Below are 23,915 nucleotides of genomic sequence, written 5' to 3'. Positions count from 1 at the left end.
TCAATCCGGTTCACTTGGGACAGATCGCTGCGCGTTCCGCGTCAGTGATCTGCAAATCCGGGTTGACGCGGAAACGTTCGAACTTCGCATCGATCCAAGCATCACAACCATTGGCGCAAGGGGCGCCGTTTCGGGCCTCGTTCCAATAGGACTTGGCGCGATCTTCGGACCAGCCACAGAATTGCACTAGCGCCATCGCCGACAGCGCACCTGAAGCGTGCACGCCCCACATGCAATGCACCAATACTGGTCCCTTCTCAGGGTTCTTTATGGTCTGATAAACGGCCTCCATTACAGCCGAAGGCCGCGAAGAGCGCGCCGATTTGTAGTCAAGCGCATTGCTACCGCAACTGGTGCTTCCATATTCGGTGTTCTTCCCGAAATCGGCATAGAACGCGGTTTCGAACCCGGCATCGCATAGTTCGCTGCGCTGCCCATTCGATAGGCCGGAACGCGCCTTGTCGCCGCCCTTGAACCCGCTCCGATACAAAACACCTGAAAGAACCGGGCGGAAAAATGTCATCCCATCGGGCGCCCCGTCAACATTTCGTGCGAGCATTTCGCTCTCTGATGGGCCGCCAGATCGGGACGTCACATCGGCCTGCGCGATGGTTGCGGCAAAACTCAGAGCAAAGCAAATAAACGTTTTTCTCACAAACGCCTCCCTTTAAGTTGTTTCGATCTTTCTTGATTTCCGGAAGCATTGCAACGCGGATAAGTTACGCAAGCCAAATGGTCGAGATAGCCAAGGCTGGTCGTAGCCAGCTCGGATCGGCCAAGTCCTATTGTTCCACGCCGGGGCACGCAGCCGAATTCTGTCATTTTCATAATAAGCAACGTTTCAGCCGATCAAACCACCAAAACTCGATTGTTCTTTTTTTGCCGTCGGACTTTTGCAGACTGCCAGATGAAATGGAACCTACAACGCCCGGTGGACCCTTTGTTTCGCCCGCGAAGAGGCCGTTCAATCGAGCCAATTGACCCGCTGCGCTGCTAATCATTTTTCCGTATCCTGGTTTCAGCTCGCCTGCCTGTGAGCCACCATGTCTCAACATCACCCATACCCTTTACTTTCACCATACCTCTGAGCTGAAAGTCGTAGTCCTCTTCCAGTTCTTTCTTGGCCGATGCCGTCACCTGAATACGTCCTGGTTCCCCATGGCTTTCCATCCGGCTGGCAGTGTTTACGGTCTCTCCCCAAACATCGTAAAACAGCTTCCGGTTCCCTATGACGCCCGCCACTGCCGGCCCAGCATGGAGCCCAATCCGCACCTGCAGCCCCCCCGGGAGGTCAGACGCCATCTTCTCAGCTGTCCGCTGCATGTCCAAAGCCATTTCTGCGACCCGATGCACAGGGTCGCCCACCGGGTTTGGCATTCCTGCGGCCACCATATAGGCGTCTCCAATGGTCTTGATCTTCTCCAGCCCATGCTTTGCTGCAAGTTGATCGAAGGACCGAAAGATACGGTTCAGAAAGCCCACGATTTCTTCCGGAGGCAAAGAAGCGGCGCGAGGCGTGAAATCCACTACGTCTGCAAAAAGGATCGCCACCTGGGGCAAGCTGTCAGCGATAGTGCGATACGGTTCGATTTTTAACCGTGCCGCGATGTCTTCCGGAAGGAGATTATAAAGCAAGGCCTCCGAGCGCGTATATTCTGCCTCCAAGGCGTCCTCCGCGCGCTCCATTCTACGAAAACTCGCAAACATTACTCCTGCGATCATCAAAATCGGCACTGGGACCGATGATATCAAAAGAACTGTATGCAAGGGAGGAGTGTTCGCAGCTGTCAACCATCCGTCGCTGGGCAAAAAGAAACAAAGGGTGATGCTGGCAATGCTGACTAGCGTCGAGAATAAAAGAAGGGCCACGCGTTCCGACCCCACATAAATAATCATCATCGTCGTGATGATAAGGATGTACATGAAAATACCGCTTCGGGCCCCAAGCAACAACGTCAGGGCGATACAGCTACCACACAGTAGAACAGTAGTCGCGAAAACGAACGGAGTATCCCCAAATCGGCTGACCAGGGGCAATGCGTATGCACCTAATCCAAGCGCAACCGCGACAATGGTTGCATACCATAGCGATAAGTCATGCGTCAGGTAATAGAGGCCAAACAAGGGAGAGATCGTTCCACCGATCAGGCAGGTAAAATTTATCGCAAACTGCCGACGTTTCTGGCGCTCCGTTTTTCCCTCAAAATTGTAGCTCAGATACCAGACCAACCACCGTGGCGCTTTTTTAATGAGGTTGAGTTCTTTCACCAAATCCAGCACCTCTGAGAGGTACGCGCCCCACCAAAATTTACTGTCATTTTCGCTCGAACTCGTGCGACGCGGGATACAAACCCGCGCCACATGGTCTGCTGTTCAAGTCTGGCTACAATCTACCGTTGCGCAAATTGAAGACTTGGCCTCGCGAGTTCGTACCGCAAATTACGTGGCGGTGGCCCGAAGACATCTCAATATAGTAGTTGTCGGACCCCTCTTGGCCGGCCTTGATAATGTGTACATCCCGTGACCTGACGCCAAAGCTGGATGCAACTTCATCTCTGCAACCGGCAATCGCTGCCGATGGCACCCTGACCTCGCGAACATTGTGTCGCTTGTGCGCCAGACGGTTCTCACGCTCTTTATGTCCAGCCGCATAGCCTTCGCTATAGGCACGGGTGCCGTAGCCAGTATCGAACTGCTCGTTGTGCAGACCGTCACGGTATCCAGCCTCGAACATTGCCGTCTCGTTTTCACCTTGCGGCCGGTAACCTTCCTGGTAGTGATTTTTATGGTGTGAGAGAGCCGCAATACCCAAGATCGCAGCCGCGGCCAAAGCGGCCTTTTCTTCGTCTGACATCGCAGCACTGGGCAACGCTGAGCCGAAAAACAATGAGCCCGCAACAAGCCCCGCAACCAAATTTCGCATAACTTCCTCCAATACCGCGCGACTTTCTGAAAAGTTGTATGTGGAACCGGGCCCCAAAAGCAATCAGACTGCGCACGCAGAACACTTCACCGAGCGCTTCAACGATGCATTTTCTCTCGCAGCTACCCTACTTTCCACTCGAAACAGCGTTGGGATCAGCTTCAGAAAATGTGAAGTTAAGAACGCGAGTTAAAACGTTATCGTAAACTCTCGAACAGAGAAGGGCGAAAATATGCGTTCTGCGTGATCAGCTAAGTATTGTAGCATACTTGGTTTTTACAAACTCGCCGTTTTATTCGATCTGCCACTGACGCGTGAAATTTGGGAGTCATCGAATGGTTTGACCATTTGAATAACATTCATGTTTTTCCAGAGCAGAGGTTTCTCGGTTTGCTTCAAAGTGCTGGAGGCGCTCCGCAAAAGGAACGAAGTTTTTCACCTTTGTTTGACGGGTCCAACTTTTCCAATAATTTCGTAAAAGTTACGAACGCGGCTTGGCCCCCATGTGTTACAGAAAGCTGCATTCGGCCAGTGTCCTTGTGCGGATTGAGCATCATCTAGCTACATCTCGTGCTTTCATGAGAAAACATGCGGCCGCCAATTGACAGAAGCCGCCAGTGATCTTGGAAAAGCAGAGGCTGAGCAATGCAAAAACCAATAACAACAGAGCGGCTCACCCTGCGAAGGCTGGCAGCTGAAGATTGGCAGCAGTTCAATATGTATGCCGGCTCTGACCGCTCTATCCCTTCAGGAGGTCCATACTCGGAAGGCAAAGCTTGGCGCACCTTCGCAATGTGGATTGGTCACTGGGAGATACGTGGGTACGGTCTCTTGGCGTGTGACCTTCGGGTAAGGCCCAACAAAGTGATAGGAATTGCTGGTCCATTCTTTCCGCCAGATGCGCCCGAGCCAGAAATCGGATGGCAAATCTGGGATCCAGAATTCGAAGGTAAGGGATACGCCTACGAGGCGGCTGAAGCTGCACGTCGCTGGGCCTGCGAGTCCTTAGGCCTTCAACGGCCAGTGTCTTACATCAAGGAAGGCAACGAGCGCTCCATCCGCCTAGCCAAAAAACTCGGTTGCGTTCGCGACGAAAGAGCAAGACGCAGACCGGACGGATTGCCAGTGTGGCGGCATCCACCTTTGGACGGGATCCTTTCATAAATGCTGCTTATGCAGAACTTTCGTTAGACAAGATCGCGGGAAGCTGCGTGCGGATGTTGTCAGCACAACATCAATGACTGTTCGCAGAATTCCGCCCGCTGACCACGATACAACACCCTATTCTGGGTCGGATCGCTGGCTGGCACGAACTGTGCAAATTCAAGCGTACGCTCTTTATTCTCAGGAAAATCGAAGTAGCGGGTCACGTAGTTCAAGAAACCGGCAATCGCGCCGTCTTCGAAGAACGGTTCACACACTGTCACATGCCCCTTTCCGCGAGAGTTGATGGCAAACGTAAATATAATCGCCTCTCCCTCGAGAAGCCCCGATCGCAAGACACAGTCCCAAAGCTGCGGGTATCCACTGCGGCTCGCTTGCGTCTCAAGTGATGAGCCAACGAGACGGCGCAAATCCGTTCCGCTTCTCTGATTGTAGTGAGCGACCGCAAAACTGGAGAACTCCTTGAGGTGTAACCCAGGGCCCATGAGAGTTGCTGGTAGGAGATTGTTTCTGACCATAGCGATGCTTCGATCACGAACCCGCCGCTCTTCGTCTTGGATCAATAGAGTGCGCATAGCGGCCAGTGTTGAGGGCCTGGGCCTAGACACTCCACGCTCCCAGCGGCTGACCGTGCCCTGGTCGACGTCCAACCATGCTGCGAGACCTGTTTGAGTAATCCCCGTGCGACGGCGGACCAGTCTGATGAACTCTGCTTCCATTTCGTTCTCAATATATGACTTATTCGTTGCGAAACAATCGGTTTAACAATCGATTCACTTTCACAGGCGGTCTGAAGTAACACAACCTCTAACAGCGCTCTGAAACCACTTGACCAGGCGGTGGACGAAAGGGGCTGTGCCTGCGTGGTGAGGCGCGCAGAGCTTCAGTCAATTTCTCAACCACAGCCATACAGTAAGGTTAAGGGTTAATCGGCGCGGCTAGCTCACAAGCCAAGCTTTATCCAGAGCAACTCCGCGGCTGTCTCAACGCGCTAAATTAAACGGGAAATGCATATTTTCGCCCTTTGCAAGAGCTCTTGGCTCGCCAACCATGTAAGCATGAAAGGACGCCCAAGTACGACACGAAACGGCTCCCATTGGATCAGCATTTGAACAGAAACGATTAGCCAGTTTTAAATGAAAAGGTGAAGTCTGAGATGATAAAGAAGTTCTGCTTGGCGGCAGCAACAATACTCCCTTGTGGGCCCACTTATGGCGAGAGCCTCAATACGCCGGCCTCCGCCGCACCGGTCGTAGTGGCACCTCCAGCACCGGGGTTGGATTGGTCGGGTGTAGAGTTCGATCCCCTCACTGTTGGGTTGAGCGTTGCGTTCCAGTTCTAGCTCTTTAACGACACAGCGATTGAGCGAGTTGGAGATCGCCTGGATGAAAAAGCCCTTCACCGCAACCTTGATTGCTATTTGCACTGTAGCGCTTCTATCACCTCTTGCGGCACCGGCACAGGATGCCGCATCGGACTGCGCCATCCCGGTCCCCGACGGAGAAACCCTTGGCGGGACCTTCTCGTGTGGTCAAGTCGAGGTTCCCGAGAACTGGGATGCGCCGGACGGACGGATGATCCAGATCTCGTACGTTGTGCTTAAGAGCACGAACCTTGCGCCATTCGAAGATCCGGTAATCTATTTTCAGGGTGGGCCGGGTGGCTCGGCCCTGAATTCCCTGTCGCAGATCAGCGGCGGCACCGCCGGACTGCGCCAGAACCGCGACATCATCGTCTTCGACCAGCGCGGCACGGCGCACAGCAACGAATTGCTGTGTCCCATCAATGTCCGGATCGCACGCCCCGAGACCTACGAGGACGACCTCGATGCGGTCGAAGCCCGGTTCGAAGCGCTGGACATCGGTGCCGGTTCCGACCCCCAAGCAGTTTATGATGTCGTGGCCGCATCTGCGGAGGTCGTGGACTACCGAAGCTGCGTTCCATATCTCGAAGATCAGAGGATCGACATCACGCAATACAACACCCAGAGCACCGTCCGCGACACGATCGCGCTGATGCGGCATCTGGGCTATCCCGCCTACAACCTGTTCGGCGGTTCCTACGGCAGCATGGTCACGCTGTCGATCCTCGACCACTACGAGACAGCCGGCGAGGCCGAGCTGCCGCCTCTGCGTGTCGCCGTGATCGACGGTGTGGCCCCGTGGAACGCGGAGTTCTACGAGATGGGGTTCCTGAACGCCTATGTGATCCTGCGCGTCTTCGCCAATTGCGAGGCCGACCCGGACTGTGCAGCAAGCTACGCGGATATTCGCCAACGCACGGTAGACCTTCTGGCCAGCCTCGAAGCGGATTCTCTGTTGCGAGATGACGGGACAGAGGTCACCGTTCAAGACCTCTCTGGGATCCTGCTGTCTTCGATCACGCTGCAGAAGAACATGATCCCGTTCCTGCCGCGATTGATCGCAGAGCTTGAGCGCGGGGAATTCGCTGTATTCGATTTGGCGCAGGCGGCGTCGCGGGCAGAAGTCGTCCTGCCGGAAGCGCAAGTCCAGGCGGCGTTACTGGCACACGAAGGCGCTCTCGCTGAAGCGAATGCCCGGCTGGCAACAATTTCGGACCAGTTCGACGCGATCGAGGAAGACATTTCGCTCATTCTCGGCGGGGCCGCGATCATACGCGAAGCCCTCCTGAAGGCGACAAATCGAACTGAACTCTTAGAAGCGCTCCTCGAAGGCTATCTCGACGCCGCCGGGGGATCGGTCGCCAACCTCGCAATGACCAATCTCGAACCGCTTCTAATCCATCGCGATCAGCGCACGCGCGAAGGCTTGCGCAGCTTCATTCAGCAGGCGGTCATCATTCCCTCCCTGCAGGCCGAAATGGTCGCGCTCATCGACCTTTTGTCCGAGGGCGAACTCTCGGCCGTTTTCGCCGACCTGACCCGAACCGCATTCCTGCGCGGGCGGACCATTCTAGACTCGATCACGCACCGCATCATCCGCTGCAATGACATCTCATACAGCTTCTTCAATGATGTTGCGTTCGAAGCCTACGCCGACTTCGAGGCCCCGCAACTGATCGGAGAGTTGGCCAAATGGGTGCCGAGCTACCAGATCAGTTGCGAACAGCTGGGCCTGGCAGCCGAGGCCTATGAACCGGCCCCTCCGGGCGTGGTCAGCGACATTCCAACGCTCGTCGTGAACGGGGCCCTGGACACCGCGACCCCGGCGGAATGGGGGCTTCGCGCGGCGGAAACGCTGAGCAACGTAACGGTCGTGACCATACCCCATACGGGGCATGTCGCCGGCATCTTCAATGACTGCGGGAAGGCACTTGTCCAGTCTTTCGTCCTTTCGCCGAATACCCCGCTGAACACCGCCTGCATTGAAGCAGCGAGAACCCGGTTCGTGGAGCCGGACTCGCCGTTGCCAGAATGATTTGGAAAGAGGCAAATATAATGAGGCTTTCAGGTACTGCACTTTCAGCTGCGATCTTCGCGGCGGCGTTCGCCAACTCAGCGGCTACCGACGAAGTAGTTCTCCCGCGATATGAACCACTGGAGACCTGCTTTTTCGACATGCCCGAGGATGTGGCATTCGACTGCGGGAACGTGATCGTTCCCGAATTCCATGACCGGCGTTCCGAGAACACGATATCGCTGGGTGTCATTCGCTTGAAATCGACGTCAGAGGAGCCACGCGACCCGATCTTTTTCGGCGCCGGCGGGCCCGGCGGGACGCCGTTCACGCTGCTCGAGATCGGGGCCTTGAATGACAGTGACGGTTACTACGGCCGATTGCTTGCCAATCATGATCTCGTCTTTTTCGCACAGCGAGGCACCGCCCATTCCGAGCCCTTTCTCGGATGCTTTGGGCTCAATGACCTCTCGGACAACTATATCTCAGGGGTCTACGCAAGCTGGGCGGATCTTGAACGGGACAAACTGGAGCGATTGAAGGCGTGCTTCGATGAGGCGGTCGCCGCGAGCGTGAACCTTGCCGCCTATAACAGCCTCGAGAACGCCGCCGATGTGGACAGCGTCCGTGGGATCCTCGGATACGATCAGATCATTTACTATGGCGAGTCCTACGGCACGATGCTTGGCCAGCATCTGATGCGCGAATATCCGGATCGCCTCTCCGCCGTCGTGCTCGATGGGGCGCTGACGACAACCTATACCAGCTTCGAAGCGGGTCTCGACGCCCGCTTCGAACGCGCGCTGGCCTACCTTGTCGCGATGTGTTCCGCTGACGAGGCCTGCAACGCGGCCTTTCCCGAGTTCGAGGACGACCTGAGGGCGGTCCACACCCAGTTGCAGGAAGCGCCCTACGCGTATTCGGTGGAGGGCGTCACCTTCTCCGTCGATGCCGAGCAGTTCTCGCTGGCGATCTATGACGCTCTCTACGATGTGACGCAGCTTCGCTTCGTCCCGCTGATCGTCCGGTCGATCCTAAACGACAGTCCCAACGACACCGCCCCGGGTTTCTTCGTTGCGCCGATCCCGGCTCAATCCGAGACAAGCCTAGCGTTCCTAATGCATTTTTCAGTGATCTGTTCCGAAGATCCGACCTCGTCCTTGGACGAAGCCTTCACCCTCGACAACTTGCGTTTCGGCGATCTCGTTACCGACTACGTGACGCTCGATGCCAATGAATACATCACGATGTGCGCGCATATGGATCTTCCCACGCTGCCGGCCGAGACAGATGAACCGGTCATCAGCAATTTGCCGGTTCTGATCCTGAATGGCGGCTTCGATCCCGTCACGCCGGAGATGACAGCTGCGCCAATCGCTGAGGCGCTTCCGAACGCCTATATGGTGACCTTCGCATATGGAGACCATGTGCAGGGTGCCATTGACGCGTGTGCGCACAAAATCATGACGCAGTTCTTTGCGGATCCAACAAGAGAACCGGACGGAAGCTGCGCAAACGAGCGGGGAGCGTTTGAGTTCGCTATTCCTTAAAACAGAATGCAAATCCTGGGACACCGGGAATGCGTCTCAAATCCGAAAACGGCCAAAATGAAGAAAAGGAGCCAAACCATGAAGTGTTTATTACTGAGTACAGCAGCTACGCTGGCCTTCGCTGTCGCGCTGCCAACGGTCACATCAGCGCAAGGCGTCGGATTCTATATTGACGAGTGTGGCGCAACGGCGCGCGAATATTTCGGCGTTCGAAATGCAAGAACGGCAATGCACTACAACGGCGCACGCGTCGATGGCACAGAAACCGTCGGAGGCGATATCTATTTGGAAGCCCGCGCCGCCTATATCGCCTGTGCCTTTCCGAAGGGCAGCACCACTATGTCGGAGTTTTTTGTCGATGGCAGGAACCACACCGATTTCCTTCGCGCCTCAGGCTCCGGAAATGCGGAAGCCGGTGGAACCCAAACGGTGCGCGTGCAGTTTCCTTCCGGATCGACCGGTACGGAACTGACCGGGACGGTCGCGCCAGGCGCATCGGTGCGCTATGTCTTGGGCGCTCGAAATGGGCAAAACCTGTATGTCCGCGTTGCTCCCAGGCGCGGGCGGCTGGAGTATGAGATTTTCAATCCTGACGGCAGTTTTCTACTCGAACTCATCAATGCAAACAGGGAGTATCGAGGCCAACTCTGGCAGTCTGGGGATCACGTCATCGAGGTGGTTAACCGCGGTGGTCAATCGATCGATTTTAACGTCATCTTCGGAGTGAACTAAACCGCCGTTTACTCAGCAACTGGGTTCTACCCCAGAAAACTACAACCACTAAAAGGACATCAAATATGAACAAAATCGTTAAGTTAACCGCACTCACTGCAGCTCTTGGAGCACTCGCTGCTTGCGTTGAGACAAGCCAACCAGCCAATGACGGGCTGAGTGGTACAGAGGCACAATTCAATGCGATGACCGCGCCCTGTATTGACCAGGCAGCTGTGTATGCCGACTTCCCTGCCATGGATATCAACATTCTTGACCGTCTTCGGACAGGCGGAGGGCCACTGCTAGTTCTTGACGCTGGCGGTCAGCGCTTGAGCTGTCGGCTGGAAAGCGACGGCAGTGTGACTGTGTTCAGTGAGTTTGCGAACTGACAATAAGCAACCCAAGCGTCTCGCCCTTTCGGCGGGACGCGCAACCTTCGGCCGGATAACTCGAACGAGACGCTCCTTACGCATTGATACGTCACATTTTGAGGGTTTTGATATGAAACAGATGCTTACTGTTGTACTGCTCGCGCTTGCTCTTACTGCTTGCAACGAAGAGGAAGACACCAGTTCGGACACTGCCACATCCGTCACCACTGAAAGCTCACAATCCGCAGCGCCGGCGGAAAACACCGCAACGGCGGATGACGGAGGCGGCGCAATGGATGGTGCATCGACAGAGAACACTGCGACGGCGGATGACGGAGGAGGAGCGATGGATGGCGCCTCCGACACGGGTGGAGCCGGTGTAAACATCTCGGAGGTCAGCCAGGACGCAATTGATGCTTGCATAGATGCGGTGCGGGCGACAAATGGTGCGGTTGGCGGGACAGTAACCGGAACGGAGTTCTCCGAAGCCAACTCTCTGGTGATGCTGCAGGATGCAAATGGCGGGGAATGGCGCTGCCTTGTGTCAAACGACGGAAGCAACGCCACGGCAGAGCAAATCAATGCAGCGGCGTCGGGTGAAGATACGACGGCGGCGGATGATGGAGGCGGGGCATTGGACGGCGCAAACTCTGAGACTGTTTCACCGGTCGGAAGCCCAACTGACCTGTCTGCCTTTGTGGGCGCACGCGGGGGGCAGGCAGAGGGCGGCTTGCGTGCTTTGGGCTTTGAAGCGATCCGCAGCGAAGGTCTCACAACTTTCTGGTTCAACCGCGAGGTTGGTGCCTGTGCGAAGATTACAACATCAGACGGCGTCTTCTCGGAGATCATCATGGTACCCGCCGAGGATTGCTAGGAGTGAGAAAATGAAAAACCAAATACTCAGCGCAATGATCCTGATGACAACGTTTGTCGGCCCCGCATGGGCTCAGGACGAGACGGCCCAACTTGTCGGCGCGGCGATCGGTGGCGTCATAGGTCTGCTCATTCTCATCATCATCGGTGCCATTGTGGGATGGCTGGCCAGTCTCATCGTGAAGGGCAGCGGGTCGGGATTGTGGATGGATATACTTATCGGCATCGGGGGATCGATCCTGGCCGGACGGGTTCTACCGCTGATGGGTGTTTCCCTGGGTAGTGCGATCGGCGGCTTTCTAGCCGCCATCGTGGGAGCGGTCATTCTGATCTTGATCGTTCGACTGATCCGAAAAGCAGCGAACTGACCAGACAAATCCAGCAGAGCAAATCCCTCATGAGCTCTAAAGACTACATCAACCAAACAGGAGAAGTTGCTCATGAAAGCACCTCTAACCTTTTCCGGTCTGTTGATCACGGTCACTGCATTGTCGGGCTGTGTGGAAGATACCTCGAGCTCGGCAGCCGCTCAGGGAACGCCCGCAGTTGGCAGCTCGACTGATGTGACGGCATTCCAGGGAGCGCGGGCGGGTCAAGCGGAAGGCGGTCTTCGGGCGCTCGGCTATGAGCCGATCCGAAGCGAAGGCCTGACAACTTTCTGGTTCAATCGGGACACTGGAGCATGCGCACGTATTACGACGTCAGACGGGCGCTATTCCAGCGTAGACATGCTGCCGGCCGAGGACTGCTGATGTCACTTGTAGAAATTCGTCGGCCTTGCCGACGAGCATCCTGTCCAGTCGTGTTTATTACCTCGGCACGACTGGACAACTTTCTGATCACCTACTCAGACTTGCTCGAACACTGCAAACCCAGTTTTGGTGATGTTACCCTTCGAGCCGATACTAGCATCGCACTGAGCTGCCGGGACTCTAAGACCTGATGTATCCTGATCCCGCCTTTTGATCGACGACATAGTCCCATGTCGTGCGATTAGCTTTCATTGATTCGTTGGCAACTTGCTTCATAGGCAACCGTCCCCAGAAGTCGGCTTTAATTTTTTCCAGGTCGAATGCCCCATTGGTGATGAGGCGATAAGAGACCCTGACCCTTCAGCGCCCAGCCGAGCCCCTGACCTTGCAATGCCGGATTACTGATCGGCACTGTGTCCTGAATCTCAGCAAGCGTATCCGGAGATTGGAAAAGGCCACCGCTAACCAACGCTTTGATAAAGATGTGCATGTCATCCACAATCGAAATGACCCCGCCTGCCGCCCATTGTGCCTGCACTCAATGAAAGTGCCCGGACCATCAGGATTAAACGGATTGTCGGTTTTTTGCATGTACAAACTATACTTCCGATAAATTTGCCTTGGACACTCTGTGAGCCACTGTCGGTACCGCGCTCATTGCGCGTATCGCATTAAGTCCTGCGCGCGGTCCCGGCCGAGTTCGATCTTGCAAGAGTCGATTCCAATGCCGGTTCCGGAACCGCCGCCAAAAGTCGATCCGACATAGTCGCAATGCGCGTCCCGATACTCTTTCCAAGCCGCCTGTGCCGCATCGAGTGCGGGGGCAGTCTCAGCTCGGCCAGTTGCATTGTCCAATTCTTCCGCCGCACGCTTCGCGAAGCCAATGTAAATGTCGATCGTCGCATTCACCCGCTGAAGCGTCTCGGCGACGCAACTGCCGATCTCAACCTGGCTGCTCCCACCGCACTCCGTGGCCGGATCAGCAAAGCTTGTGCTCGGTACGCAAAGCGTAACTAGCAGTGCAGCCGCAATATTCCTCATGTGTTTACCTCCTCTGGTCATAGTAGGCTGGCGGAACGGCCCACAGCCGGCAAAAAAGCATAGGACCGCGCGCATGATTGAGAAACAGAAAACCAAGTGCGGATCGAGGTGGCAGTAGGGGAAGGCACATCCGTGAGCGGCAGCTTCGTTCGCGAAGCGTTTGTTCAAATAGTTTGAGGTTGCAAAACTGCTTCGAACAGCGACCTTGACCGAACAGAAGACATTCAAACGTGTTATGTTTACTAGATGAAATGAACCGATCTCCGAGAACGGTGATCTGATCGCAACAACGTTTTTTTCCGGCATTGTCTTTTTTTTGCCCAATTATAGAGCGTCAGCGAGCGAATTTGTCAAAGCTATCCGAACGAAAAACCTGATCAACGCGGCGCCACTGTATCGCAGTGGCGGACTAACAAAATCCGTCAACCCACCTTTCCACCGATCCTAAGATCGCCTGCCGCGTTCGACAAACATCAGTGACGGGAACAAGAACCACCAAAACGCATATTTCCGCTCTTTTCCAGAGGGCGTTTCCAGCTGATGGTCTAGAAAGCAAACGACAAAAGTCGTGATAATTTGCAGAATATGACGCTAATCCTGAATGGGCACTCGCGTTCATAGCGGAGAACAAAATCATGTTACTCGATCAAAAGGGAAAATCGGCTGATGACGACAAGGCTTGCACTCGATAGCGTGCAGGGTCATTTGCATTATGCGAGCGATGGACGTTCTACGCAACAGCTCTGCCGACTTACCGATCGTCGATCTCTCAAGAAAATTAGGCACATTGGGGCCACAGCAAAGATACACTGGGCCTGACTGTCAGCTCGCCGAGAAGCTAGGAAGAAATCGTGCATTTTTTGAAACCAAAACAAATCGCAAAAAGCGTTATTGCAGCTTTACTTATCGTCTTGGCGAGCCTTCCAGCTGCGGCGCGACCAACGACAGAATATCGGTTGATGGGCACAACAGTCTATGAGCCAAGCGAAATACTCGCCTTTGCGGCGCAGATAGTTGCGCAGCGGACTGGAGCCGTTCGAGTCGATGATCTGGCTGCGACGCTGGAGCTTCTCTACCACGAAGATGGATACTTTCTTGCCGAAGTGTTCGTGGCTGAAGACGGCCGGACGCTGATCGTAGATGAAGGTGAAATCGGCCAAATATCCATTGAGGGTGTCGACGCCCGCACTTTTGCCCTGATCCAGTCCTACATGGAGCCTGTGATCGGTCAACGAGCTGTTACCCAAAAAGCATTTGAGCGCGCGATTATGCTGGTCGAGGACATCGAGTCCATTTCCGCTGTCGCAGAAATCGACTATCCACCGGGCGCTCAAACTGCACGGGTGCGCATTCTGGCGACGCCGGAGGATCGGTCCTGGGGCTACCTCACCTTGGATCATCCATCGCGTGGGTTCGGCGACGAAGCTGTTCTTACCTTTGGGCAACAGTTTCTGAGCGCCTTCACTCCCGGTGACATGCTGCGCCTTGAGCTGTCAGGTTCCTCGGAACAGAATGGCGATACGGTTTGGGGCGCACTTACCTACAGGGCGCCAATCGGCGGATCCGGCGCTTTTGGCGAAGCCTATTTCGGCGGTGTCACGGCGCGACGTGACGCAAGCGGAACGCTTGCCGCGACCGATATTCGTGGAAACACGGCGATACTTGCTTTAGGCTTTCCTTTTGTGCGCGATGTCGACACGTATGGCTATGGCACCTTCGAACTACGAAGATCGGCCTCCGATGTGGATGTCAACGGACTATCCTTTGAAAGCGACGTCAACGTTATTGGCGCATCTTGGATTTATGGCAAGGCTTTACCACACGGAGGCGCATTCGAATACGCCATCAACCTATCGGTCGGCGAACGCGACAATGGCTCGCTAGTCTTCGACGACGGCGACAGCAGCTTTTTCCACTTGCGTGTCGGTGCGGGCTTAGAGAGGCCCGTCTCGTGGTTCGGTCCAAACAGCGCGGTCCGCGCCGAGTTTTGGGCGCAATACACGCAAGACCGCCTGCCAGGAATTGAGGAATTCCATCTCGGCGGCCGTAATGACGATCGCGGCTTCCTTTTCGCCGAGGTACAGGGCGACATTGGCGTTTCAGCCACGCTGGAAGTCGGGCGCGACATCTTTCCCTCATCAGGATTGTTGCATCGGTTCCGGCCGTTCGGCTTTGTCGATATTGGTTATGTAAGAAACAACTCCCCGTCAGCCACAGAAATTGACGATATCACTCTGGCCTCGCTCGGAATTGGCATGGACGCGGAATTACCGAACGGATTGTTCATCCGCAGCTACGTCGCCGCCCCTCTCACTGATGGAGTGTCGACCGACGCGGGCGATTCCGCCTTCTACCTTGGATTAACAAAAAGCTGGTGACAAAATGCAGAGTCCAAACCGGATACTGACCCCCTTGCTCGCGATAGTCTTGCTATGCGGATTACCATCTGCGTCATGGTCGACGGGTTTGCACTTGGGGTGGTGCAACGGGGTCGGCAACTCCCATCAAGCAGCCAATTGCGGTGGAAGCACCAGCTTACAACCAAACGTGGGAGTGCCGGCGACTGTTCCGCTTGCTAACGAACTGCCAAGCGGCACGGGCCAACAGCCTTCACCAGGCGGTGTGCCGGCGACCATAGTCGTCACGCCCGATGCGGGACAGGTCGTTACGGGAACGAGCCCAGTTCCAGCCATTCAAGGACAGCCCGGACCAACGATCACCGGCACATCCCCACAACCTGTTTATGTACAACCACTTCCCCGGACAGTTTTGACCGGAACGGGTCCCGTCCCGCCAATCCAAACTCTCCCGACACCGAGTTTCACCGGTGGTACGCCGCCCACCGTCACGATTGTACCGAGCCCGCCGACGACCTTCACCGGCACATCGCCGGTGCCTTCGCTGCAGACACTCCCGAGGCCTTCCTTCACGGGCTACGGATTGCCGACGATCATTGTCGTGCCGAACCCGCAGACCACCGTTTCGGGATATGGCCCCTTACCGCCGACAATTATTATCCCTGCAGGTCAGAGGCTCACGTTCGGGGGATACGGCGCAGTTCCCGTCGCGCAACCCAATGCCGTTCCTTTGCAGGTACCGAACCGCGTGCCGCAGGCAACGGCCCAAGCGCAGCCGGTGATAGTACCGCGTCCAAAACCGCTTGCTAAACCCTATCCCGTGCCCAACCAGGTTCCCCAGCCCCGGCCTCAGGCTCGCCCAATTCAAATCCCACAATTGACGGTGGCTACCCCGCACTCTCAAGTCCAGCCTACCTCTGGAATCATCCATAGTCGGGAACATCGGACCACTTCTGTTGGTCAAGCGCTTGTTACCAACACAACAGGCCGGCAGCCGGCGCATGCCACACCCCGCTTCCGAGCATCCGACGGAGGCAAGGACTGGCACTGCATCGCCAGCGGCCACGGCAAGCGCCGCAGCTATGTCGATGGCCAGGTCGCAGTAAGCGGCGCACTGCGCCATATCGGAGCCGTAGATGTCCTAGGCCGCGATCTCCCCGCACTTCATCCCCAGCACGCGTCTTGCGTGATTTCTGTCCGCCGTCGAGGCAACAAATAGAAATCAGGCGAAATCGGCATCCTTCACTTGCCTAAACTCAACACGCGGACATTCGGACAACTGGAAACTTCCATGCATGCCACTTGCAATTTCAAGACTGCCGTTCTCGTCATTAGGGAAAGTCCCTTTATAGCTCTGCTAACTGCATTGATTTTTTCTTTCCTGCTCGCTCCAACGACTCATGCGCAAGAGGCAACGGCCGAAGTGCTGACGCAGCGTATTGCAGAAAGCGTGACTGATAGTGCGTTGAGTGACGCCGCCCGAGACACTGAAACAGGCCTTCCTGCAGAATTGCTGGATCCGGATATCCCGTTAAACGAACTGGACATTCGCCTCATCCCTTTGACGAAAGGTGAGCTCGAGAAACTCGCTGCAAAGTGGTTGGAGATCGTTCGTAATGCGACCGAGGGCGTAATGGCTGCGCAAATCGCGATTGCACGCACCGATGGCGCCGTTGAGGACGCTGTGAGATCAAACCTAACCGAGTTGACAATCAAAAGAGGTCAGCTGTTCGATAAGTATAGCCGCGTCGTCTCGTCTTGGGAAAGGAAGGGAGGAGACCCAGACCTCATTTCCGAGTATCGCGCCTATCGCTCGTCTGTGATCGTTGACGAGACCCGAAATACGGATGTGGAAACTCTTGTCGCCGAGGCGCTTCGGTGGGCCACTCATCGCGAAGGAGGAATCGCAGTAGGCCTCAATATCGCGGTGATTGTCGGGGCTTTGCTCGGCCTTATGGTTGTCGCGCGTCTCTCAAGACGGACATCTCGCCGTCTGATGAGTCGCATACCAAATCTATCAAAACTCTTGCAGGTGTTTCTTGCCACAGTTGTTTATTGGCTTGTCCTTGCAATCGGTCTGCTCATCGTTCTATCGGCACTCGGCATCGACATCTCTCCCGTCTTTGCTCTGATTGGGGGCGCTTCCTTTATTCTTGCATTCGCATTCCAGGATACGCTCGGAAACCTTGCCAGTGGTCTTATGATAATGATCAACAGGCCTTTCGACGAAGGTGACTACGTGGATGTCGGAGGCGTTTCGGGAACGGTAAAGTCGGTTAGTATTGTTGCCACCAAGGTTGTGACTCCGGACAACCAAGTGATCATCATCCCGAACCGCAACGTCTGGGGTAACGTCATCACGAACGTGACGGCGAGCGCGACTCGACGCGTCGATCTCGTCTTTGGTATTTCTTATGAGGACTCCATTCCAGAAGCATTGGAGGTTATCACTCGAACGGTGAAAGCACATCCACTCGTTCTGGGGGAGCCAGAACCGGTCATTCGTGTTCATGCTCTGGCTGACAATTCAGTTAACTTTATCTGTCGACCTTGGGCAAAGACATCCGATTACTGGACAGTTTTCTGGGATCTCACACAACAAATGAAAGAAAAATTCGACGAAGCGGGCATCTCGATCCCCTACCCTCAACGCGATCTGCACATATACCATCACTCAAAGCCAACAGAACTGGATGATATTGGTGCCTCGCAGACAGAGAAGACATAAATAGCAACGAGGCACGACCCGGCCACTTGCTCACCGTCGACCACTGTCACTTGTGCTGAAAAGCTTCGCTTGCACAGCGTGGCTCGCGTGTTGGCAGGCTCTGATTGAACAGCCTTGTTGATGACTAACCACCAGCCGCGGCCGTATTGGAGTGAACCGACGAGGTCAAACGGAGTCCACGATTATCATCAGGGGATTGCTTCAACTGAGATGAAGGCAACTCCGTGCCACAGCAAAAAGGCTGATTCTCAATTGCCAAGTCACGGCCTGTCACGTTTGTTTCCTGACAGTTCACAGCTACCGACCTCAACCCTATATTTTTCAACAACTTATCCGCCAGAAATGTCACGCCTTACCGATGCGTGACCACATACTTTCGGCCTTCTGACGCTCAGATTATTCGCCAGAAGCGGGACGAAGCTCCTCGTACCGCAGCGAGCAGTTGAGGCAGTCATGGCGAAAATCACACAACAGCAGTTGGCAGAGCGCTGGCACCTGTCACCAAGGACACTGGAACAATGGCGTTGGCTCGGCAAAGGGCCAAAGTTTCTAAAAATCGGAGCACGCGTTCTTTATGACGAGAACGACATAGCCGCTTATGAAGCGGACCGGCTGTGCCAAAATACATGCGGCCCTCTGACCAAGGAGGGCCTGTAATGGCAAAGCGACCCTCTCCCTCTCGGATCAAAACCCACAACATTTATACACCAGCTGAGGCGGCGGATGTCCTGGGTGTTCACAAACAAACCGTTCGGCGTTGGATCTCCCACCATGGTCTGCTCGCCGACAAAACACAGAGGCCGTGGTTGATCGACGGAGGGGATCTGAAAGCGTTTCTCGGACATCGCAAGCGGAAACGCCGCCGCAAACTTGAGCTGCATCAGTGCTTTTGCCTCAGTTGCAAAGAACCGCGGGAACCAGACGGCAAACTGGCAGACTACGTTCATCAAACACCAACGTCGGGCATGTTGACCGCTCTCTGCCCCAGTTGCGGATGCTTGATGCACAAAGTGATCAGGCGCTCATCTTTGGAAGCGATCCGAGCGAAAATCGAGGTCACAATTCAGAGGGCGGACCCAAGATTAGTGTCCCCTGAAGATACCCCCTCAAATGTACCCTTCGAACAGGAGCGTGAGTGCGATGTCAAAACGCAATCCAAATAACCTGCGCATCAAACGGAAATACCTCGTCTGGCTGAAGGACGCGAAAGGGTTCTCCGAGGCGTCAATTGACAAGGCAGCGGCTGCGATTTCGACCTACGAGCGGTTCTTGGACGGTAAGGATTTTCGAGCTTTCCACCCGGAGCGCGCGCGGTCGTTCAAGCGCCACCTGGCTTCACAGAAGAACGAACGATCGGGCGCACCTTTGAGCGCTGCAACCATCGCCAGTACGCTACGCGAAGTGAAAGCGTTCTTCTCATGGCTGGCTGACCAACCGGGATACAAATCCAAGATCTCTCACTCGGAAGTCGCCTATCTGACCCCGGATCGAAAATCTGAGGCTCAGCGTAGATCAAATCTATGGAAACCCCATCCTTCTCTGGAACAGGCCCGCAGCCTATTGGATCGAATGCCGAGTGAAACAGCTATCCAAAAACGGGATCGCGCGCTCGTCGCTTTCCTGTTTCTCAGTGGATCGCGTGAGGGCGCGGCCATTAGTCTGCGCCTTGGTCATGTTGATCTACATAATTCTTGTGTGCAGTTCGATGGAACCACGGTGAACACCAAGTTCAGCAAGTCTTTCACGACCAGTTTCTTCCCCGTTGGCGCCGAAATCGAAAAAGTCGTCAAGGATTGGATTCACGAATTGAAAACCGTGCATCTGTTTTCTGATGCAGACCCCTTGTTCCCCAAAACCAAGATCGGATTTGGACATGGTCGTCAGTTCAAAGCCCTTGGCATTGCGCGGGAACCTTGGGCAAGCCCTTCAAGTGCTGCAAAGATATTCAAACAGGCATTTGTCTCGGTGGGCATGCCGCCATTCTCGCCCCACCGCGTCAGGGACACGCTTGCGGAGTTGTCGCGGGAGCACTGCCGCTCACCGGAAGATTACAAAGCCTGGTCACAAAATCTTGGGCACAACAATGTTTTGACCACCTTCAATTCTTACGGATCTGTGGCACCAGGACGGCAAATGGAGCTAATCGAGCGTTTTCGCAAACGCGGCCCCCTTCCCTTGGACGGTGACGACGACGATATCATAGAGTAGCAGACTTGATCCTGACAGTGACCAAGGTCGGGTTTAGTCGGTACCCATGCCAAGGGATGTTTTCGATAAGTCCCGCACCTTGGTCGGCATCCAGGCCCGCGGCTTCAAACAACCGACCAAGCGCCTTGCGCGCGCGATTGACGCGCTGACGCAGTGCTTCGTCAGATGCCAGACCCAAGCGGTCTGACAAGTCCGGAGCGGCGATAGTGGGATAGTCGAGTGGATCTATGCCCTGACCCGCTGCACAAAGATGCTCGGTCGCCAATTCCCGGAGCAGATTGAAATTTGCTCCCTTTGGAATATCCACTACATCCGCAACTGTTGCGGTTTGCCGCTCATCATCAAAGACGATCGTATGGGTTTGGTCCGATGTTTGCAGGCTGATAGTGGGCATGTCTGCGCCCGCGCTAAAGGCCGCCTGGCGTTTTTCCTCCCCATACATCCACGGCAGGCTACCCACCGGGAATGCATCCGCTGCTTGATGATCCAGCGTGTGATTCATCACACTGATGACCGACTGGCCATGACGCTTCAACAAGCCCGCTATCCTCGAAAGCGCGGTGGGCGCAGGTTCATTGAAGCATTCAACCGCCTGAAAGACTTCGGGATAGCGTTGTTGCAGCAGGTCTGGCGTTGCATGCACATATTGCTGCGCGGCACGCACATAGGACAGCGCTGTTTCTTTATCGATAACGGATTTGCGCAAACCATCGAGCAGTTCAACAGCATAAGCCTCTTTGGGATCTTGGGTCTCAAGACCTGCCGCCAGAACCGCAAAGCGTCGATCGACGCATTGTGAGCACCTTCCACAATGAGGGTTTAAATTGGTCTGGTTGTGCACGTCGGCACAACTCCGTGTATGGCGGATTTGCTCAGCCATTTCCAACTGAGCAACCTTCTCCACAACCTCTGTTTTCGTGTGCCAGAAGAATGGGTTGTCGATCCGCATACCGTTTTCAAACACGAGACCCAGAAACTGGCTCATCAACAGCAGTGACTTGGGATGCGTCGTGCGTGTTGCCCGTGTACCTTGCACGTTGCCAACGGGCGGCAAATTCAAACTGACCACACCGTTTTCGTAGAAAGATACTCGCTCCTGACCAAATCCAAATGCAGTGACAGCGCCAAGGGTGGCGAACAAAAAGGATCTGCTTCTGTGGGTTCCCTCTTTGACACCACCGACCATTTGCATCCGCACCGGGACATGCCGGAACAAGTCGGGATTCAGCTTCGCGCGCAGCGCAGCTAGCAAGTCCTTTTGAACGCGCTCAATCTTGGTCGACGATGCATGGCTCACCAACGCAACGCTAAAACCCTGGCGCACGGTTTCCTCTAGCGCCCCGGCATACGAATCCAAGCCACCCGAAAACATCAGGACACGGTCTGCAGACCAAGCCGACTCCTCACCGAACTTAAAGAACCGGTTCCGCTCTGCGTCTGAATGCTTCCTCACACCGAATGTGAATGTGAACGTGTCGCCGCTCAGGAACGCCAGCAGTGCTTCCAATGCCGCTGAGACATCAGATTGTTCCCAGAACGCCAAGTCTCGAACGGCCATCTCGATGCGGAACCGTCTATGCCATTGCGCACCCATTTTCTGCAGCGCAGGCCCGCCCCTGCTTACTGATGAATCAACTGCATAGACAAGGGCGGCAAGTTCCAGCAGGTCCAATGTGCGATCGGGCAAACCGGCGACCATTCGCTGCGTGAGCTGCGAGATCTTTAGTGAGATGGCGCGCTCTTCCCCATTCAGATCAAACCTTAGGACCTGATCGCCGCCGCTGCGGGTCACAGGTGCCAGACAACGGACTCTGTATTCAGGCGGCACGGCGACGCCCCAGTTCCCTCCGCATCTTGGTGAAGGCGTACCGAGTGAATTTGTTTATCGCGTCCTGATCAAGCGACTGCTCATTCCAAACGGTCTTGCCATACCACCCGCCCGCAAACTCCTGGACGATGCGCGACGCTTCAAATGCGTGTTGTCTGAGCGCCTGCTGGAACGCAACTCTCTCGGCATCTGACGCAAATCGCTTCCCGGCGCCAGTGTGGTTTGCCAGTTCCCTGCTGAGGTAATAGTCGAGCGATCGATATGTCAGACGCGCAAAGAAATCTCGCGCAAGGACTGCAAAGCCCGGACCACTGGAAAATCCTGCTAATGCTCGACGGACTTCTGCTGGCGTTGGATCAAAGAGGGAGGGCAAACGGTCGTTAAGCTGGACAGACAAGGTCTCCAACAACGCGGCTTTTGCAATATCCCCAGCATCAGACGCGCGGCCAAGTTCATACGCCTGAGCATCTATCGACGAGTTTAGCCCTGCAAGCAGGCCCGTGACGGATGTCAGGTTCTCCTCACTCAGGCCGAGGCCTGCAACAAATTCCAAGAAGGATGGAGAACGTGCTTGTAACGGAAGGGTTACCAGAAGATTCGAGACGTGTTGAAAAACCGGATCGTCGGACGCCCGCTTCAGATCCCTCTCTGAGGCGTCTGCCGCTGCCTGTGCGATCTGCTCCAGCGGGGCGTCTGAGTTGAGAAGGGCAACGACCTCACGCCACTTTTTGGACTGCGGTAAAGTCCCCAGCCGAATGTGGCCCATGCTCTCCTCCTCGTTTTACCCAAGGCTGGGGCACAGCAGAAAAAATGGCAACAAAATTCGGAACTCTGCAGCGCGTACGCTTACCCTGCGCTTACCCGCTGCCCAATGGAAACGCTCGCGAAACCAGCAAGTCTTTGAAAAGAATGGTGCCCCCACACGGACTCGAACCGCGGACCTACTGATTACAAATCAGTTGCTCTACCAGCTGAGCTATAGGGGCTCCGCCGCGGGGATTACCCGCAAGACCGCGCTACTGCAAGACAGAAAAAGCCATCAGCCGAAAGCGATTTGACTGAGTTCGGGCAAAGCGCTAGGCCAAAGATCAGCATAGAAGGCGGAGATGACCCCGAACGATGGAGATCATTTTTCATACAGGCGCGCATTTTACCGACGATGATCGGCTGATGCGGTGCCTGTTGCGCAACAAGGATGACTTCTCGAAACGCGGCATCGCCGTTCCCGGCCCCGGGAAATACCGCCAGCTTTTGCGTTCCACCTTGCGCGCGATGCAATCCGCGTCCCCCGATCCTGGCGCGCGCGACGTGCTTATGGATGCGATTCTGGATGACGAAGATGCCGACCGCATGATCCTGTCGAACGCGCATTTTTTCGGCGTCGCCAACGCTGCTGTGCGCAACGGCGTGCTTTATCCGGCGGCACCCGAACGCATGGCCGGGCTGCGCCAGCTGTTCCCGACGGACGAGTTGGAGATGTTCATCGCCATCCGAAACCCCGCCACCTTCTTGCCGCTGGTCAAGGAAAAATCGCCCGAACGCGAAATGCCCGAGATTCTGGGCGGCAATGATCCGAGAAGCCTGCGCTGGTCCGAGATGATCGAAGCCATCCGCGAGGCCGCACCGGATGTGCCCATCACCGTGTGGTGCAACGAAGACACGCCCCTGCTTTGGGCGCAGATCATCCGCGAAATGGCCGGCCTGGAACACGGGGAGAAGATCACGGGCGGTTTCGACCTGCTGAAAACGATCATGAGCGCGGAAGGCATGAAGCGCTTCCGCGCCTATCTGCACGAGCACCGCAACCTGACCGAGATGCAGAAACGCCGGGTTATCGCGGCTTTCCTGGACAAATTCGCCCTGGAAGAAGAGATCGAGGAAGAACTGGACATCCCCGGCTGGACCGAAGAGCTGGTCGATGAGATCACCGAGATCTATGACGAAGATGTCTTCGACATCCAGCGCATTCCGGGTGTGCAATTCATCTCTCCGTGACAGGGTGGCGCTTGCACTGACGGGCCTTCGCCTG

General features: G+C 55.5%; 20 protein-coding genes and 1 tRNA gene. 13 read left to right on the top strand and 8 right to left on the bottom strand.

Annotated elements, in window-relative coordinates; all coding sequences use genetic code 11:
- Window positions 1-10: 10 nt before the first annotated feature.
- From TR61_RS00745 to TR61_RS00735, 3 genes are all read right to left on the bottom strand, one after another.
- Window positions 11-655 (bottom strand): protein-tyrosine phosphatase family protein, encoded by a 645-nt coding sequence (locus tag TR61_RS00745; RefSeq protein WP_157440778.1) that lies wholly within the window; start codon window positions 653-655, stop codon window positions 11-13.
- Between the two features lie 338 nt (window positions 656-993).
- Entirely contained in the window at window positions 994-2,268 is a 1,275-nt protein-coding gene (locus TR61_RS00740; RefSeq protein ID WP_157440777.1) for an adenylate/guanylate cyclase domain-containing protein, read from the bottom strand.
- A gap of 115 nt (window positions 2,269-2,383) precedes the next feature.
- Complete coding sequence (locus tag TR61_RS00735) at window positions 2,384-2,923, bottom strand: hypothetical protein (RefSeq protein WP_050927616.1); 540 nt, start codon at window positions 2,921-2,923, stop codon at window positions 2,384-2,386.
- A 645-nt stretch (window positions 2,924-3,568) separates the two neighbouring features.
- Here TR61_RS00735 and TR61_RS19555 point away from each other — a divergent pair.
- Window positions 3,569-4,087 (top strand): GNAT family N-acetyltransferase, encoded by a 519-nt coding sequence (locus TR61_RS19555; protein WP_082181776.1) that lies wholly within the window; start codon window positions 3,569-3,571, stop codon window positions 4,085-4,087.
- Between the two features lie 59 nt (window positions 4,088-4,146).
- On the opposite strand, the gene TR61_RS00730 is transcribed toward TR61_RS19555, so the two are convergent.
- The gene (locus TR61_RS00730; protein ID WP_050927615.1) at window positions 4,147-4,806 is read right to left on the bottom strand and encodes a helix-turn-helix domain-containing protein; all 660 of its coding nucleotides are present in this window, start codon (window positions 4,804-4,806) and stop codon (window positions 4,147-4,149) included.
- Window positions 4,807-5,448: 642 nt separating this feature from the next.
- Between TR61_RS00730 and TR61_RS00725 the strand changes: the two genes are divergently transcribed.
- From TR61_RS00725 to TR61_RS00700, 6 genes are all read left to right on the top strand, one after another.
- A complete protein-coding gene (locus TR61_RS00725; RefSeq protein ID WP_157440775.1) occupies window positions 5,449-7,485 on the top strand; it encodes an alpha/beta hydrolase in 2,037 nt (678 codons plus the stop codon).
- A gap of 20 nt (window positions 7,486-7,505) precedes the next feature.
- Window positions 7,506-9,014 (top strand): alpha/beta fold hydrolase, encoded by a 1,509-nt coding sequence (locus tag TR61_RS00720; RefSeq protein WP_050927613.1) that lies wholly within the window; start codon window positions 7,506-7,508, stop codon window positions 9,012-9,014.
- A gap of 78 nt (window positions 9,015-9,092) precedes the next feature.
- Window positions 9,093-9,746 (top strand): hypothetical protein, encoded by a 654-nt coding sequence (locus TR61_RS00715; protein ID WP_157440774.1) that lies wholly within the window; start codon window positions 9,093-9,095, stop codon window positions 9,744-9,746.
- A 65-nt stretch (window positions 9,747-9,811) separates the two neighbouring features.
- A complete protein-coding gene (locus TR61_RS00710) occupies window positions 9,812-10,117 on the top strand; it encodes a hypothetical protein (protein WP_050927611.1) in 306 nt (101 codons plus the stop codon).
- Window positions 10,118-10,229: 112 nt separating this feature from the next.
- Window positions 10,230-10,973, top strand: coding sequence for a hypothetical protein (locus TR61_RS20330; protein ID WP_245626782.1), 744 nt, complete (start codon window positions 10,230-10,232; stop codon window positions 10,971-10,973).
- Between the two features lie 10 nt (window positions 10,974-10,983).
- On the top strand, window positions 10,984-11,340 hold the full coding sequence (locus TR61_RS00700) for a GlsB/YeaQ/YmgE family stress response membrane protein (RefSeq protein ID WP_245626781.1): 357 nt from the start codon (window positions 10,984-10,986) through the stop codon (window positions 11,338-11,340).
- A 1,038-nt stretch (window positions 11,341-12,378) separates the two neighbouring features.
- Here the strand turns inward: TR61_RS00700 and TR61_RS20325 are convergent.
- Window positions 12,379-13,089, bottom strand: coding sequence for a lysozyme inhibitor LprI family protein (locus TR61_RS20325; protein ID WP_245626780.1), 711 nt, complete (start codon window positions 13,087-13,089; stop codon window positions 12,379-12,381).
- A 527-nt stretch (window positions 13,090-13,616) separates the two neighbouring features.
- On the opposite strand from TR61_RS20325, the gene TR61_RS00690 reads away from it, so the two are divergent.
- From TR61_RS00690 to TR61_RS00675, 5 genes are all read left to right on the top strand, one after another.
- On the top strand, window positions 13,617-15,143 hold the full coding sequence (locus TR61_RS00690) for a ShlB/FhaC/HecB family hemolysin secretion/activation protein (protein WP_157440772.1): 1,527 nt from the start codon (window positions 13,617-13,619) through the stop codon (window positions 15,141-15,143).
- Between the two features lie 1,270 nt (window positions 15,144-16,413).
- The gene (locus TR61_RS00685; protein ID WP_082181772.1) at window positions 16,414-17,850 is read left to right on the top strand and encodes a mechanosensitive ion channel family protein; all 1,437 of its coding nucleotides are present in this window, start codon (window positions 16,414-16,416) and stop codon (window positions 17,848-17,850) included.
- A 453-nt stretch (window positions 17,851-18,303) separates the two neighbouring features.
- The gene (locus TR61_RS19545) at window positions 18,304-18,507 is read left to right on the top strand and encodes a helix-turn-helix transcriptional regulator (protein WP_082181771.1); all 204 of its coding nucleotides are present in this window, start codon (window positions 18,304-18,306) and stop codon (window positions 18,505-18,507) included.
- Window positions 18,477-19,013 carry a helix-turn-helix domain-containing protein gene (locus tag TR61_RS19540; RefSeq protein WP_342669384.1) on the top strand — a complete coding sequence of 179 codons (537 nt, stop codon included), beginning with the start codon at window positions 18,477-18,479 and terminating at the stop codon, window positions 19,011-19,013. Before TR61_RS19545 ends, TR61_RS19540 begins: the two co-directional genes overlap by 31 nt.
- Window positions 18,991-20,058 carry a tyrosine-type recombinase/integrase gene (locus TR61_RS00675; protein WP_050927674.1) on the top strand — a complete coding sequence of 356 codons (1,068 nt, stop codon included), beginning with the start codon at window positions 18,991-18,993 and terminating at the stop codon, window positions 20,056-20,058. Before TR61_RS19540 ends, TR61_RS00675 begins: the two co-directional genes overlap by 23 nt.
- Here the strand turns inward: TR61_RS00675 and TR61_RS00670 are convergent.
- The 3 genes from TR61_RS00670 to TR61_RS00660 form a co-directional block, all read right to left on the bottom strand.
- Window positions 20,048-21,850, bottom strand: coding sequence for a 7-cyano-7-deazaguanine synthase (locus TR61_RS00670; RefSeq protein ID WP_245626779.1), 1,803 nt, complete (start codon window positions 21,848-21,850; stop codon window positions 20,048-20,050). The genes TR61_RS00675 and TR61_RS00670 overlap by 11 nt on opposite strands.
- Before the next feature lie 25 nt (window positions 21,851-21,875).
- Entirely contained in the window at window positions 21,876-22,652 is a 777-nt protein-coding gene (locus TR61_RS00665; RefSeq protein WP_050927606.1) for a hypothetical protein, read from the bottom strand.
- 144 nt (window positions 22,653-22,796) lie between these two features.
- Window positions 22,797-22,872 (bottom strand) — tRNA-Thr (locus TR61_RS00660).
- A gap of 133 nt (window positions 22,873-23,005) precedes the next feature.
- On the opposite strand from TR61_RS00660, the gene TR61_RS00655 reads away from it, so the two are divergent.
- Window positions 23,006-23,881, top strand: a complete 876-nt coding sequence (locus tag TR61_RS00655) for a hypothetical protein (RefSeq protein ID WP_050927605.1) — start codon at window positions 23,006-23,008, stop codon at window positions 23,879-23,881.
- The last annotated feature ends 34 nt before the right edge of the window (window positions 23,882-23,915 follow it).

It is taken from the genome of Aestuariivita boseongensis, assembly GCF_001262635.1.
In the GTDB taxonomy this organism is placed as follows: Bacteria; Pseudomonadota; Alphaproteobacteria; order Rhodobacterales; family Rhodobacteraceae; genus Aestuariivita; species Aestuariivita boseongensis.
This window is presented reverse-complemented; position numbering and strand designations above follow the sequence as displayed.

Coding starts and splice junctions, on each gene's coding strand:
- TR61_RS00735 (WP_050927616.1), bottom strand. CDS start 2,923: ATGCGAAATTTGGTTGCGGGGCTTGTTGCGGGCTCATTGTTTTTCGGC.
- TR61_RS19555 (WP_082181776.1), top strand. CDS start 3,569: ATGCAAAAACCAATAACAACAGAGCGGCTCACCCTGCGAAGGCTGGCA.
- TR61_RS00730 (WP_050927615.1), bottom strand. CDS start 4,806: ATGGAAGCAGAGTTCATCAGACTGGTCCGCCGTCGCACGGGGATTACT.
- TR61_RS00720 (WP_050927613.1), top strand. CDS start 7,506: ATGAGGCTTTCAGGTACTGCACTTTCAGCTGCGATCTTCGCGGCGGCG.
- TR61_RS00715 (WP_157440774.1), top strand. CDS start 9,093: ATGAAGTGTTTATTACTGAGTACAGCAGCTACGCTGGCCTTCGCTGTC.
- TR61_RS00710 (WP_050927611.1), top strand. CDS start 9,812: ATGAACAAAATCGTTAAGTTAACCGCACTCACTGCAGCTCTTGGAGCA.
- TR61_RS20330 (WP_245626782.1), top strand. CDS start 10,230: ATGAAACAGATGCTTACTGTTGTACTGCTCGCGCTTGCTCTTACTGCT.
- TR61_RS00700 (WP_245626781.1), top strand. CDS start 10,984: ATGAAAAACCAAATACTCAGCGCAATGATCCTGATGACAACGTTTGTC.
- TR61_RS00685 (WP_082181772.1), top strand. CDS start 16,414: ATGCATGCCACTTGCAATTTCAAGACTGCCGTTCTCGTCATTAGGGAA.
- TR61_RS19545 (WP_082181771.1), top strand. CDS start 18,304: ATGGCGAAAATCACACAACAGCAGTTGGCAGAGCGCTGGCACCTGTCA.
- TR61_RS19540 (WP_342669384.1), top strand. CDS start 18,477: ATGCGGCCCTCTGACCAAGGAGGGCCTGTAATGGCAAAGCGACCCTCT.
- TR61_RS00675 (WP_050927674.1), top strand. CDS start 18,991: ATGTCAAAACGCAATCCAAATAACCTGCGCATCAAACGGAAATACCTC.
- TR61_RS00665 (WP_050927606.1), bottom strand. CDS start 22,652: ATGGGCCACATTCGGCTGGGGACTTTACCGCAGTCCAAAAAGTGGCGT.
- TR61_RS00655 (WP_050927605.1), top strand. CDS start 23,006: ATGGAGATCATTTTTCATACAGGCGCGCATTTTACCGACGATGATCGG.